The organism is Micromonospora sp. NPDC047620, from assembly GCF_043205005.1.
GTDB lineage: Bacteria > Actinomycetota > Actinomycetes > Mycobacteriales > Micromonosporaceae > Micromonospora.
The window spans coordinates 19,243-33,691 of sequence record NZ_JBIDDG010000017.1; the positions used below are offsets into that span (position 1 = coordinate 19,243).

Below are 14,449 nucleotides of genomic sequence, written 5' to 3' on the forward strand. Positions count from 1 at the left end.
ATGGGTGGCCTGCGTTTCCTGCCCTGGGTCCGCGACGGCGTCGCCCGCGTGGTCTCCCACACCGACACCCTCACCGGCGCGCTGCCCCGCCCCCGCGCCGAGGTGACCCTCACCGTCGCCGCGCTCGGCACCGACACCGCCACCGGCGACACCGAGCAGATCACCGGCACCTCGACGGCGCTGCTGCACGGGCCGGGCGACGTCGTCGGCGTCGACCCGCAGGAGATCATCCGCAGCTACCCGGCGCCCGGCGCGGAGAACGTCGAGGTGTCCCTGCTGGCCGCGGTCGAGTTCGACAACCCCGACCTGCCGTGGCGGTACACCCCGGCGCGGCCCGACGACAACGGCGCGCTGCGCCCGTGGCTGGTCCTCGTCGTGGTGCCGGTCGGCGAGGACGGCGCGGAGCTGCGCACGCAGCCGGGCCAGGCCCTGGCCCGGCTCGCCACCACGGTGCGGCACCTGCCGGTGCTGGCCGAGTCGTGGGCGTGGGCACACGCCCAGGTGCTGGTCACCGACGACGAGGAACTGTCCGAGGTGATCGCCTCCGCTCCGGAGCGCACCCTGTCGCGGCTGGTGTGCCCGCGCCGGCTCGCCGCCGGCACCGACTACCTGGCCGCCGTGGTGCCCGCATTCGCCGCCGGGGTCCGCGCCGGGCTCGGCGAGACCGTCGACGACACCGGCCCGCTCGCCCCCGCCTGGGGTCCCGACTCGGCCCACCCCGGCCCCGACGATCCGGTGCTGCTGCCCGTCTACCACCACTGGACGTTCCGCACCGGGCCCGACGGGGACTTCGAGTCCCTGGCCCGCCGGCTGCGGGCCCGGGTCCTGCCCGACGACGTCGGCCGGCAGCCGGTCGACATCGCCGCGCCCGGCGGCGGCCTGCCCGCCGGCGACGACGAGGGCGTCGAGGGCCGGTCCGTGCTCGGCTTCGAAGGCGCCCTCGCCGCGCCCGGCATGACCCCGACCGTCTGGGCCGACGACATCCGCCAGGCCTGGCAGGGCGCGCTCACCGACCTGCTGCGCCACGCCGACGACCGGCTGACCCCGCCGCTGTACGGCAACATCCACACCCAGCATGGGCAGGTCCCCACCGGCGGCGCGGAACCGCGCTGGCTGGCCGGGCTCAACCTGGACCCCCGCTACCGGGCCGCCGCCGCCCTCGGCACCCAGGTGGTGCAACGCCACCAGGAGGACCTGGCCGCCGCCGCGTGGGAACGGGCCGCCGAGCTGCGCGAGGCCAACGAGCAGCTCCGCCGCGGCCAGGCCGCCCGGGACACCGCCACCGCCCTGTTCGCCCGCCGGGTCGACCCGGACTCCCCCGGCACGCCGGTCGGCGACGACCAACTCGTGGCCATGACCCAGCCGGTGCACGACCTCGTCGACGCAGGCTCCGCCGCCCGCCTCGCCGTCGCCGGCGACCCGCTCGACCGGCAGCTCGACGGCAACCCGGGCGCGCGGGCCGCCACCAGCGCACCGCTGCGCCGGCTGCTGCGCCCCCGCGGGCCCCTCGCCCGCCGGGTCGACGCCGACGGCGGCCCGGCGGCGCTGGCCCGGCTGGCCGGCGGCGCCAGCGCGGTGCCCGCCGCGAAGGTGCCCGCCGGCGGCAAGGTGCTGGACACGCTGGTCACCGACGGCCGTGGGCTCGGCTCGCTGACCCGCGCCGTCATCGAGCAGGCCGCCCAGAACCCGTGGTGGCACACCACCAGCACGGCCGGCCTCGCGGCGGGCAGCCGGACGCTCGCCGCCGACGACCCGGTCACCACCGTGGCCACCAACGCCGGCGACCTGCTCGGCGCCGACCGGTTCTTCCTCGGCGCCGCCGACGGTCGGCTGTTCGAACGCCGCCGCGTCGGCGAGCAGTGGGTGTGGCGCGACCACGGCCTCCCGCCGGGCACCGCCGTGGCCACCTCCGGCGCCACCGTGGCACCCCACCGGGTGTTCGTCCGCACCCGCGACAGCCGCCTGTTCGAGCGGCGGTGGGACGGCGACCGGTGGGTGTGGCGCGACTGCGGCGCGCCGCCGCTCGGGGTGCGCAGCCGCCCGACGGCCGGCGGCAACCAGGTCTACCTGCTCGGCGGGAACGGCAACCTGTACCGCTACGACCCGGCGGCCGAGTCGTGGACGTCCCTGGGGACGCCGGCGATGTGGTCCACCGAGCGACTCTGGGGCACCCCACGCCCGATCGGGTCGACGGTGCTGGTCGCCACCAGCCACAACCGGCTGTTCGTCCACGCCGGGCAGTGGAGCCAGGTCGGCAACGACGCCATCCCGCCGGTGTGGGGCTCCCCGGCCAGCCAACACCCGTCCGCGTACGGCTCCCGCTTCTCCTACGTCACCACGGACGGCTGGCTGGTCTCCCAGCTCTCCGACGGGTCCCTCTACCGGCACGACGCGGCCCCCGAGGGGCGGCGGGTGGTCTCGCTCGGGCAGCAGGCGGCCCAGATCGGCGAGGACGACGGCATGTCGATCGTCACCCTCGGCGCGCCCGACGCCAACCCGGCCGACGTGCGCCTCATGCGCCGCTACCGCTACTACCACGACGGGCACGAACGGGAGTACTGGGGCTGGGAGGTGATCGGGTCCGCGCCGGCCGGCGGTCTCGGCCGGCACCGCCCCGGACCCGTGCTCGGCGAGTTCCGCAGCGGCGAGATCTTCGCCGTGACCGGCGACGGCCAGCTCACCTCGTGGCGCTGGGGCTACGCCCCGACCGGCTGGATCGACCACGGCACCCCCGCCGACCCGCGCGGCGCCGGCCCGGACAACGCGCCCGCCCCGGCACACCTGCGGTTCGCCCCCCGGGTGGGGCTGCTCGCGTCGCTGCTGTTCACCCACACCGTCCCGACGGGCACCGGCAGCCGGGCCCGGATGCAGGTCGGGCACAACGTGGGCGACGACGGCGCGGTGCGGGAGAACGTCCTCACCGCCGCCGTGGACGGACCGGCCATCCCCGTGGCCGCCCGCGCCACCGCCACCACGATCGGCCCCCTCGCGCCGAACGGCCGCCCGGCACTGGTCACCGCCGCCCTGCTGCCCGGCCCGGACGGCACCTGCCGGATCAGCTACTGGATCGGCCGGGACGCCACCGCCACCGGCACGGCCGCCGCCGGGTGGACCGGCCCGTACGAGCTGCCCGACCCGGTCAGCGCCCACGCCGCCGGCCTCGACGTCGCCCTCGCCGACCTCGACGGCGACGAGCAGCCCGAACTCGTCGTCGCGTACGGGGTGAGCCGCCCCGGCGGCACCGAGAACCGGGTGTACTACCGCGTCGGGTGGGGCCTGGACGCGGCCGGCACGGTGACCCGCGGGTGGGGCGACTCGCAGCCCACCCCGCAGCAGCTCGACACCATCAACGCCGTCGGCGTCGACGTGGTCGACATGACCGGCGACCAGGTCCCCGACCTGCTCGTCTTCGCCGCCGGCTCGGTCGGCGCCACCCCGGTGGCCCGCTACTCCACCGGGCTCGGGCTCAACCGGCGCGGCCGGATCGTCAACGGTTGGACGACCGCCCGCGCGGTGCCCGACGAGGCGGCCGTCGCCGGCGCCGCCGGGGCGGGCATCGCCGTGGCCGACGTGACCGGCACCCGCCGCCCCGACCTCGTCGTCGCCCGCCGCAGCGGCACCACCATCACCTACCGCACCGCCTTCGACCTCGACCCCGCCGGCGTACCCGTCAGCTGGAGCCCCGCGGTCACCGTCACCGGGGCCGCCGACGCCGGCACCGCCCGCGGCTGCGCGGTCGCGATCGCCGACCTGCGGGCCGACCTCGTCGCCGACCGGGCCCGGATGGGCGACGACTTCATGGCCGCCGCCGCGGCCCACCAGGGCCGGCTCGCCCCGGCGCAGTCGCTGGCCCGCAACCACCGGCCCGCACCGGTCGACCTCGCCACCGCCGCGGCGGCCGTACGCGACACGGTCCGCCCCGAGACCGCCGTGGCCGGGGAGGTGCTCGCCGGGCTCAGCCTCGGCGACGGCGACCTGGTCGACGCCCTGCCCGACAGCGGCGACCCGCTGCGCCGGCTGCTCGCCGGGGTCAGCTTCACCGTTCCCGCCTACGAACTGCTGCGCGGCCTGTCCCAGGAACACGTCGTGCCGAACCTGCCGGCGTTGGCGCCGGAGACGATGACCGCGCTGGCCGCCAACCCCCGGTTCATCGAGGCGTTCCTGGTCGGGCTCAACCACGAGATGAGCCGGGAGATGCTGTGGCGGGAGTTTCCCGCCGACCCGCGGCAGACCTGGTTCCGGCAGTTCTGGGACGTCCGTGGCGCCGTGTCGGCCGGCGCGCCGCTCACCGACATCCCGCCGCTGACCGACGACGCCTGGCGCAACGGGCCGCTGGGCAGCCACCTCACGGCCGTCGGCGCCCCGGGCGAGCAGTCCCTCGTGCTGGTCATCCGCGGTGAGCTGCTGCGCCGCTACCCGTCGACCATCGTCACCATGCGCGAGGCCGCGTGGACCGGCCCCGAGCAGCGGGAACCAGCCGGGCCGGACATCCTGCCCATCTTCCACGCGTGGCTGTCGCCCGACCTGCTGCTGTTCGGGTTCCCGTTCACCGCCGACGTCGCCCGCGGCGCCACCCGGCAGGCCGACGGCACGGCCGGCTACTTCTTCCTGCTGCGCGAGCAGCCGGCCGCGCCCCGCTTCGGCGTCGACCTCACCGGCGACCCGCTGCCGCCCGACGCGGTCGTCTTCGCCGCCCGGCACGGCCGCAACGCCGCCGACACCGCCCTCGCCGTGCTGCAACGCCCCGTCCTGCTCGCCCGCCACGCCAGCGACCTGCTACCGACGCCGGAGAACCAGTGATGACCACCCTGTCGTACGCCGCGAACCGGCCGCCGCTGGCCACCGTGCTGACGCAGACCCCGTGGACGCTGTCCGCGCTCGCCCCCGCGGTCATGCTGCCGGTGCGCCTGGAGACCCGGTTCGCCGGCGCGACCCTGAGGATCCGCGTCTACCCCGACCAGATCCACGTCGACGACCACGAGCCGGACCTCACCGCCGAGGAGATCGCCGCCGGCCGGGCGTACTGGGGCGAGGGCCGGCCCGGCGGCGTCACCGGCGCACCCGACGAGGCGGCCTGGAACGACCTGGTCCGCCGCTTCGGCGCGCCCCGCGCCGCCTGGATCGCCCGGGTGATGGAACCCGTCGCGGGTGACTTCCCCGAGCCGCAGCCCCGCCCCGGCCCCTGGTGCGAACCGGCTCGGGCCCGGCTGCTGCCCACCCGCTGGTACGCCGTCGGCCGCACCGCCAGCGGCCGGCTGTTCACCGGCACCTCCGGCACCGTCACCCCGGACCTGCCCGTCGGGCCCACCCCCGTGCCGGCCGGCGGCGCGGGCACCATCGACCAGGTGCCCGCCGAGGCGCCGCCCGTGGACGCCGGGATGCGCTGGACCGTCGACTTCGCCACCGCCGAGGCTGCCGGCATGGCGCTGACCGTCACCGTCCCCGCCGGCGCCGACGGGAAACCGGAGACGGTGGAACGGCTGCTGGTGTTCGGGCTCGACACCGCCGCCGCGCCCGACGCCGCCGCGAAGGCCCTCGGGCGCCTGCTGGAGGCGCACGCCGCGACCGACGGGCTGGCGTTCCTGGCCCCCGACACCCCCACCAACAACACCGCCACCGCCGCGCCGGCGGCGTCCCCCACCACCGCCGCGCCGAGCGCCGCCGACACCGCCACCGACGCCGAGGCGCCCGACGCCGCCGCCGCGCTGGTCGCCGCCGCCCTGGGCGTGTCGCTGACCGCCGAACCCGACGACGCGCTGACCGCCGCCCGCGGCACGCCGACCCGCGCGGGTGCGCCGACCGCGCTCGCCCGCGGCACCGGCGCCACCGTCGCCGACCGACCCACCGGCCGGCTGGTGCGCCGGCTGCTCTGGCCGGCCAGCTTCGGCGCCCTCCTGCGGGACCTGCTGCCCGTCGCCACCCCCGCCGAACAGGCCGCGCTGCGCGAGCACTTCGTCGCCCACGTGCACGCCGACGGGCCGCTGCCCACGCTGCGCGTCGGCCGCCAGCCGTACGGACTGCTGCCGGTGGCCAGCCTGCGGGACTGGCGCCCGGCCGGCGGCGGCGAGGCCCGGGCCGTCGGGCTGCTCACCAAACTGTGGCAGGAGGTGTGGCTGCCCTCCCCCGTTTCCCGGATCGTCCCCGGCCTCGCCGACCCCGAGCGCACCCTGCTGGACATCCTGGCCACCGACGCGCGGGTGCTGGAGGTACGCGCCCGCAGCATGCTCGGCAACGACTACGTCAGCTGGCTGTGGCGCTTCGCCCGCCTCGGCCTCGGCCCCGACTGGCGGGAACAGGTCGTCGAACCGGCCCGGGACCTGCTCGCCGCCCTCGGGCTGGGCAGCCCCACCGACCCGCGGCTGTCCCTGGCCGTGTTCGCCAAGGAGGCGTACGCCCTCGGCACGCCCCTGCTCGACGGGCCCGGACAGCCGCGCGCCGACCGGATCCGCGCGTACCTCGACGCGCTCGCCGCCGTCGGTCTCGAAGGCGACGAGGTGCCGGTGAGCCCCGGCGACGGGCCGGTGCCGCTGTTCCACCGGCTGTTGCGCGCCGCCCTGATCGCCGAGCACTCCGCCGCCGCGCACGCGTTCGCCGCCGAGGCGTCCCTGCCCGCCGCGGCGGAGGTCCCGGAGCCGGAACTGGTCGACATCCGGCCGCACGACCGCACCCCGGTGCTGCGCCGCCGCCTCGCCGTGCCCGTGCCCGGCGCCCCCGGCGAGACCGTCGGCAGCTACCTCGCCAGTTCCCAGCTCGACCCCCGCCACATCCGGGCCACCGCCGACCTGCGCGCCTTCCGCGCCGCCCTGACCGACCTGGGCGACGCGCTCGACGACGGGCTGTCCCCCGCCGACCTGCACCGGCACGTCGCCGGCACCCTCGGCCTGGCCACGCACCGGTTGGACGCCTGGATCACCTCGCTGGCCACCCGCCGGCTGGCCCAGCTCACCGCCGGGCCGCCGACCGGGGTGCACGTCGGCGGGTACGGCTGGCTGGTCGACCTGCGGCCGGCCGGGCCGCCGCGGCTGGTGCCCCGCCCCGCCGACGTGCCCGACACCGTGGCGCCGCCCACGCTGCCCGCCGCCCCCGACGGCGCGGGTCACGTGCACGCCCCCTCGCCGGCGCAGGCCGTCACCACCGCGGTGCTGCGCAGCGCGTGGCGGTCCCACGACGGCGGCGACCACCCGATGGCCGTCGACCTGTCCTCCCGCCGGGTCCGCCTCGCCGAGCAGCTGCTCGACGGCGTACGCGCCGGCCAGAGCCTCGGCGCCCTGCTCGGCTACCGTTTCGAGCGCGGCCTGCACGACCACCCCGACGGCCCGCTGGACCAGTTCCTGCCGTTGTTCCGCCGGCTCGCGCCGGTGCGCGCCCACCGCGTCGACGCCGCCGACGACACCACCACGGTCACCGCGACCGTCGAGTCGGCGGCGACCCTCGACGGGTTGGAGCTGCACCGGCTGCACCAGGCCAAGGCCATCGAGTCACAGCTCGACGCGCTGCCCGGCGCGGCCCGCACCGCCGTGCGGCAGGTCCTCGCCGACCTCGCCGACGCCACCGACGCCGTGGCCGACACGCTGCTCGCCGAGAGCGTCCACCAGCTCGCCCTGGGCGACATGAACCGGGCCGCGGCCGCCGTCGACGCCGCCTCCGGCGCCGCCGCCAGCCCACCCCAGCTGCACGTCACCCGCACGTCGGCCACCGGCGCGACCCTCACCCACCGGGTGCTGCTGCTGGTCAACGTCGACAACCGGATGGACCCGCTGCGGCAGGACTGGCCGGCCGCCCGCGCCCAGCACCCGCGCATCATCGGCAGCCCCGCCGACGCGCTCACCTCCGTGCTGCTGCCGCCCTCGCCGCGGGTGTTCTGGCGCTACCGCTGGCACGCCCCCGACGGCGTCACCGCCACGCCGTGGCGCGACGCAAGTCTGGACCGGTTGCAGACCCCGGCGATCGACCTGCTCGCCGCCCCGCCACACCCCGGCCGCCCCGACGACGCCGAACTGGACCGCCGCATCGCCCTCGTCACCTGGGCGACGCTGCTGCCCGCCGAGGTGCGACCGGACTGGAAGCTGGAGCTGGACTACGACCGCGACCCGGCCTGGGCCGCGGACAAGGTCGGCCTGGCCGAGTTCCTGCACGCCGTGAACGTGCTGCGGGACCTGTTCGGCCGCTCCCGGCCGGTCCTCGCCGCCGACCTCGGCCTGGACCCCGACGCGCCCCCGCAGGTCGATCCGGTGATGAAGGCGCAGACCGACGAGCTGTGGCAGTCGGCGCGGACCGCCGCCGCGCTGCGGGCCACCCCGGCCGCCGACGCGCCCGGCTGGGACGAGACCGCGGTCCGCCTGCTGCTGGACACCGCCGCCGGGTTCGGCGTCACCGGCGCGGTGCCCCCGCCGCCCGCCGCCGGCACCGCCGCCGCGGTCGCCGACGCCGCCCTGGTCGCCGGCCACGAGCTGGACCGCCGGCTGGCCGCCCACTGCCGGGTCGTCGCCGACCTGCACGACCGGGCGCCCTGCCCACCGTCGGCCTGCACCTGCGACCCGGCAACCGACTTCGACCGGCCCTCGGCGCCCCCCGGGCGGCGACGGGACGCCCAGATCGCCCGCGTCCGGGCGCTGCTCGGCCCCGACATGCCGGTCCTGACCGCCGCCGGCGCGCCCCAGCCGGAGCGGCTGGCCACCGCGCTGGCCGCCAGCGACGCGCTGCAGGGCGGCTCCCCCCACCCGGTGCGCCGGTGGCTGTCCCGCTACGGCCGGGTCCGCCCCGCCGTCGGCCGACTCCAGGAGGCGCTGACCACCGCGCAGGCCCTGGACGCCGGCGGCGTGGTGAAGCTGCCCGCCACCGTCCGGGTGGCGCAGTTGCCGTACGCCCCCGGCGATCGCTGGGTTGGCGAGGCCCCGCCGCGCGCGAACACCGAACCGGTGTCCCTGGTCGTCGTCGCCCCCGGCGGCATCGACCCGACCAGGCCGGTGCACGGCCTGCTGGTCGACGAGTGGACGGAGGTGGTGCCCGCCGGGCGGGTGCAGACCGGCCTCACCTTCGAGTACGACGCCCCCGGCGCCGCCGCACCGCAGGCGGTGCTGCTGGGCCTCGCGCCCGACGGCGCCGAGCACTGGCAGCCCGCCACCCTCGCCCAGGTCCTCGAGGAGGCCCTCGACCTGGCGGTCGCCCGCGCCGTTGACGTCGACTCCCTCGGCGCGGCCGGCCAGTTCCTGCCCGCCCTCTACTTCCCCACCAACGTCGCCGAGACCACGACCACCACCGACTTCGTGCCCGACGCGACGCTCGCGCCGCAGGGCGGCCAGGAGGGCCAGTGACCACCGTCGAACCAGCCCTGGCCGACACGCACACCCCGTCGGTCACCACCTGGACCCGCCTCGAACCCCGTACCCGCCGCGCTGACCTGGCCCCCGCCGTGGAGGCCCGCACCGCCGACCCGCTGTGGCTGCTCGCCCGGCAGTGGCAGCTCGGCGAGTTCACCGGCGAGGACACCGGGTCGCCGGTCAGCGCCCGGGTGCACGCCGAGGCCGCCCGGTTCACCCGCTACCGGCCCGGCACGGCCTCCGGCAGCACGGTCGGCCTGCCCACCGCCACTCCGTTGGAGGCGGTGGTGGAACGGGAGTCCGCCGCCACCGCCGGCGACCTGCGCTTCGCCGTCGAGAGCGGCCAGCAGCTGCTGCGCCAGCTCGCCGCCGCCGGCGCCGGCGAGCTGGCGCCCGGGCTGTGCAGCAGGTATCCCGTCCCGGCCGTGCCGCCCGACGCCGCGTCGGCCGCGGACACCGAGACCGTCGGCTACCTGCGCATCGCCGCCGGCCGCGTACCGCACGGCGACCTGGCCCTGCGCGCCTGCGCCGAGGGCCGCTTCGTCGCCGAGAACGAGGTGCCGTCCGCCCTGGTCGGCGCGGTCACCGCGGCGATCGCCGAGTGGATGACCTGGCTGGGCGTGCCGCCCCGCCCCGCCGGGCCGCCGGACGGCTACCTGCTGCAACTGCCCGCCGTGCTGGCGCCGGGCGCGTCCCGTCCGGCCGCGCCGCCGTGGCCGCCCGAGGACTTCACGCCCCTGTTCAGCGCCCCCGGCCAGGAGGGGCCCGCGTGGCGGCGCGAGCGGCTGGAGTACGACTTCGCCGTCGGCGCGCACGGCTGCGCCGGCGAGCTGGTCCTCACCGCCCACGAGTACGACGGCGGCCGGCTGGACTGGTACCACTTCGACCACGAGCCTGGGGCGACCCTCGACGCCGCCCCGGCGGTCGAGGACGTCGTCAAGGTGCTGCTGCCCACCCCGGTCGCGTACGCCGGCATGCCCTCGACCCGCTTCTGGGAGTTGGAGGACGCCCGGGTGAACCTGGCCGGCATCGGCGCCGGCGCCGGCGACCTGGCCCGGATGTTCCTGGTCGAGTACGGCCTCGTCTACGCCAACGACCACTTCCTGGTGCCGCTGGAACTGCCCGTCGGGTCCGCCACCCGGATCCGGTCGCTGATCGTCACCGACACCTTCGGCATCCAGACGCTCGTGCCGGCCGCACCCGACGACACCGCGCTGTTTCGCCCGTCCGGGGCGACCGCCGGCGGGCCGGCTGACGTGCTGGTCCTGCCCGCGACGGCCGCCGCCACCCTCGATTCCGAGCCGGTGGAGGAGGTACGCCTCGGCCGCGACGAGATGGCGAACCTGGCGTGGGCCGTCGAACGGACCGTCACCGGAGCCACCGGCCGGCCCATCGACCGCAGCGCCCAGGTGGGGCGGGCGGCACCGCCGCCGCGGCCACCGGTCGCCGACGCCGAGGCGGTGCCCAGCCTGTCGTACGCCTTCGCCACGACCGTGCCGGACAACTGGGTGCCACTGATCCCCGGGCCGACGCAGGACCGGCCCGACGTGGTCCGGCTGCGCCGGGTCCCGCTGCAACAGCCGTCCCGCGAGGGGCCGCCGGTCGCGGTCACCGGCCACAGCCGCCTGCTCGACTGGCGCTGGCGCGGCGACGACCTGGTCGAGCTGGCCATCCCCGAGGAGGAGGTGCCGCGCGCCAGCACCCGGTTGCTGCGCCAGTGGCAGCTCGCCCGGTGGACCGACGGGTCGGTGCACCTGTGGCTGGGCCGCGCCCGCCACACCGGCACGGGCGAGCTGTCCAGCGGCCTGCGCTACGACACCGTCCAACCGCGCTGAACGACCCCACCCGCGCACCGACCGAACCAGATCAGCGGAGACCACCATGACGATCACCTGGAAGAACGACCTGCCGCTGCCGATGGCCCGGCCCCGGTACTACGACCACCAGTACCTGCGTGCCGGCGACCTGACCCAGGCGCTGGACTACCTGCTGGCCCGGCAGAACCTCGCCGCCCGGCTGCTGCAGCCCCGGGGCGTGGTCACCGGCCTCGACCTGACCGCCACCGGCAGCGACGTGACGATCGGCCAGGGCGTGGCGATCGACGGCGCCGGCCGGGTGATCGTGCTGGCGGAGAACACCCGCAAGACCCTGCCCGCCGAGGGCAGCAGCTGGCACGTGGTGATCCGCTACCACGAGTACCTCACCGAGCGGCGCGACGAGGGCGGGGTCGCCGGCGAGACCCGGTGGACCGAGGAGGGGCGCGTCGAGTTCTCCGCCGCGGCCCCCACCGACCCGGCCAACGCCATCGTGCTCGGCATGGTCACCCGCGCAGGCGGCACGATCACCGTGCAGAGCACCGGGCGGGTCGCCGCCGGTCTCCGGGTCCCGGTCGGGGCCATCGTGCCGGCCGTCGGCGGCGGCGCCCAGTCCGGCATCACCTTCCCCGGCGACCCCGGCGGCGGCGCCGGCGACGAGGCGTACATCCGGTACTGGCCGTACAGCGGCGAGAACACCGTCCTGCGCATCGCCAACAACAACGACGCCGACGACATCATCGCCTTCACCCAGCACAACGCGGACCGGCTGCGCATCGCCGGCGGCATGCTGCACCTGGGCAGCATGGAGGGGACGGCCGTCTCCCCGGGGCAGGTGGTCACCGGGCTCGGCTTCTGGGGCCCCGGCGTGCAGCACGCGCAACTGTCGTTCCGGGCCGGCAAGGGCTTCGAGCTGGTCGACCGCAGCAACGACGTGCCGGGTCTCGGCTACGGCGAGGGCAGCAAGCCGTACGCCGACCTGGCGGTCAAGGAGCTGCGGGCGGCGAGCCTGCGCGGGCGCGGCGGGCTGTCGCTGACCGCCGAGGGCGGCTTCGCCGTGCGGGCCACCGGCGGGGTCACCGTGGTCAAGGACGCCAACGGCAACGGCGACCTGACGGTGCAGGGTGGCCTGTGGACGGGCGGGAACATCTCCATGCCGGCCTCCGGCTACCTCAGCGGCGCCCACCGGCTGCACATCAACGGCCCCGAACGGCTCTACCTGCTCAACAGCGCCGGCGTCTACATCGGCTACGGCGGCGGCACCGGCCCGGAGACCGGCTGCCTGTGGGTCGAGAAGCGCGGCTTCTTCGGCGGGAACGTCCAGATCAACGGCCAGCTCGGCGTGGCGGTCAGCCCGAACACGGTGCCGTCCTGGAGCGGCGGCGGCATCAGCACGTTCGACCTGTTCTCCTCCGGCGCGATCTATCTCGGCACCGAGTCGGGCGGCTACACGATCAGCCTGATGGCCAGCAGCGGCGTGATCAAGGGCAAGTCCAAGCAGTTCGCCATCGACCACCCGCTGGACGCCCCCGACGCCACCGAACGCCGCCAGCTCATCCACGCCGCCATCGAGGGACCGGAGAACGGCGTCTACTACCGGGGTGAGGCGCGGCTCGACGGCGGCACCGCCACCGTCGAACTGCCCGCGTACTTCGAGGCGCTGACCCGGCCGGAGGGCCGGACCGTGCACCTGACGCCGGTCTTCGACGACGACGAGCCGGTCTCCGCGCTGGCCGCGAGCCGGGTGAAGGACGGGGCCTTCCGGGTCCGCACCGTCGACGGGTCGCCGGCCTCGCACGCCTTCTACTGGGAGGTCAAGGCCGTCCGCGACGACCTGGAGCCGCTCGAGGTGGAGGTGCCGGCGACGCACTGACGCGCCCTCGGGGCCGGGCCACCCGCAAACGGACCCGGCCCCGAGGCCAGCACGTCCACTCGTCGGGCGGTCAGCCGTTCCCGCTCGGGCGCCAGCCGGCCGGCGGGTCCTCACCGGATCACCGCCAGGATGCCCCGTCCTTCAGGGCGGGGAGGAATGGCGGATGCGTTGTCAGCCATGACTGTCCGTTGTGGTATGACTGGTTCTGTGCGGACGGCGTACAGGTGTCGGGCGTACCCGACCCCGGAGCAGGCGGCGGTGCTGAACCGCACGTTCGGGTGTGTACGTGTCGTCTGGAACCGCACTCTCGCCGCCCGTCGTGCTCGTTACCGCGCTGAGGGCAGATCGACCTCGTACGCCCAGACGGATCGGGCGTTGACGGAGATGAAGAAGCAGCCCGATCTGGCGTTTCTGGGTGAAGTGTCGTCGGTGCCGTTGCAGCAGACCCTGCGGCACCAGCACACCGCCATGACCGCGTTCTACGCCAAGCGGGCCCGGTATCCGCGGTACAAGTCCCGCCACGGCCGCCAGTCCGCGAGCTTCACCCGGTCGGCGTTCCGGATGCGTGACGGGACCTGTCGTTGGGGAAGACACCGGGTGTGCTGCGGTTCGTGTGGTCGTGGCCGGACATCGACCCGGCGGGATTGGATCCGACGATGGTGACGGTGTTGCGTGACCCGGACGGCCGCTGGTTCGTGACCTTCGCCGTCGACGTCGCCACACCCGCCGCACCCGACCCGGCTGGCGGGGTGGTGGGCGTGGACCTCGGCCTGACCGACTTCGCGGTGTTGTCCACCGGCGAGCGCATCCCCCACCCGAAACATATGGAACGGCGGGAACGTCGACTCAAGCGGTATCAGCGGATGATGGCCCGCCGGCAGAAGGGCTCCGCCAACCGCGCCAAAGCCAAACGGAAGGTGGCGCGGGCGCATTCGCGGGTGCGCGACGCGCGCCGGGACTTCCTCCACCAGCAGTCCACCGCCCTGGTCCGCCGGTTCGCCGCCATCGCCGTGGAGGACCTGGCGGTGGCGAACATGGTCCGCAACCGGTCCCTGGCCAAAGCGATCGCCCGTACCGGCTGGGCCGAGTTCCGCACCCTGCTCGCCTACAAGGCCCACCGCGACGGCCGCACCCTCGCCGTGGTGGACCGCTGGTACCCGTCGTCGAAGACGTGCTCGGCGTGCGGACACCTGCTCGCCCAGCTTTCCCTCGGCACACGCCACTGGACGTGTCCGAGGTGCGGCATCCGGCACGACCGGGACGTCAACGCCGCCCAGAACATCACCGTCGCGGCCGGGCTGGTCGAGACACAAAACGCCTGCGGAGCGGACGTCAGACACGCGAAGGACCTCCTTCCGTGCGGTCTGCGATGAACCAGGAACCCCAACCCGCGAGGGTCGGAATCCCTCACCTTTAGGCCGGGGAGGATGTCAACGACCAGT

6 protein-coding genes are annotated in these 14,449 nt (G+C 76.1%); all 6 read left to right on the top strand.

Annotated features, from left to right (window positions below):
• The 6 genes from ACGF5C_RS21490 to ACGF5C_RS21515 all read left to right on the top strand — a co-directional run bounded on the left by ACGF5C_RS21490 (nucleotide 1) and on the right by ACGF5C_RS21515 (nucleotide 14,380).
• Nucleotides 1–4,800, top strand: coding sequence for a hypothetical protein (locus tag ACGF5C_RS21490; protein ID WP_393304108.1), 4,800 nt, complete (start codon nucleotides 1–3; stop codon nucleotides 4,798–4,800).
• Complete coding sequence (locus ACGF5C_RS21495) at nucleotides 4,800–9,314, top strand: hypothetical protein (protein WP_393304110.1); 4,515 nt, start codon at nucleotides 4,800–4,802, stop codon at nucleotides 9,312–9,314. Before ACGF5C_RS21490 ends, ACGF5C_RS21495 begins: the two co-directional genes overlap by 1 nt.
• A complete protein-coding gene (locus ACGF5C_RS21500) occupies nucleotides 9,311–11,155 on the top strand; it encodes a hypothetical protein (RefSeq protein WP_393304112.1) in 1,845 nt (614 codons plus the stop codon). The genes ACGF5C_RS21495 and ACGF5C_RS21500 overlap by 4 nt, the downstream gene beginning before the upstream one ends.
• A 46-nt stretch (nucleotides 11,156–11,201) precedes the next feature.
• Nucleotides 11,202–13,007 carry a hypothetical protein gene (locus tag ACGF5C_RS21505; RefSeq protein WP_393304113.1) on the top strand — a complete coding sequence of 602 codons (1,806 nt, stop codon included), beginning with the start codon at nucleotides 11,202–11,204 and terminating at the stop codon, nucleotides 13,005–13,007.
• 195 nt (nucleotides 13,008–13,202) lie between these two features.
• Nucleotides 13,203–13,670 carry an RNA-guided endonuclease InsQ/TnpB family protein gene (locus tag ACGF5C_RS21510; RefSeq protein WP_393304313.1) on the top strand — a complete coding sequence of 156 codons (468 nt, stop codon included), beginning with the start codon at nucleotides 13,203–13,205 and terminating at the stop codon, nucleotides 13,668–13,670.
• Entirely contained in the window at nucleotides 13,589–14,380 is a 792-nt protein-coding gene (locus ACGF5C_RS21515) for an RNA-guided endonuclease InsQ/TnpB family protein (protein ID WP_393304115.1), read from the top strand. Before ACGF5C_RS21510 ends, ACGF5C_RS21515 begins: the two co-directional genes overlap by 82 nt.
• Nucleotides 14,381–14,449: the final 69 nt, after the last annotated feature.

What these genes read in the sequence shown, in the direction of transcription:
- ACGF5C_RS21495 (WP_393304110.1), top strand. Translation starts at nt 4,800, where the DNA reads ATGACCACCCTGTCGTACGCCGCGAACCGGCCGCCGCTGGCCACCGTG.
- ACGF5C_RS21490 (WP_393304108.1), top strand. Translation starts at nt 1, where the DNA reads ATGGGTGGCCTGCGTTTCCTGCCCTGGGTCCGCGACGGCGTCGCCCGC.
- ACGF5C_RS21505 (WP_393304113.1), top strand. Translation starts at nt 11,202, where the DNA reads ATGACGATCACCTGGAAGAACGACCTGCCGCTGCCGATGGCCCGGCCC.
- ACGF5C_RS21510 (WP_393304313.1), top strand. Translation starts at nt 13,203, where the DNA reads ATGACTGGTTCTGTGCGGACGGCGTACAGGTGTCGGGCGTACCCGACC.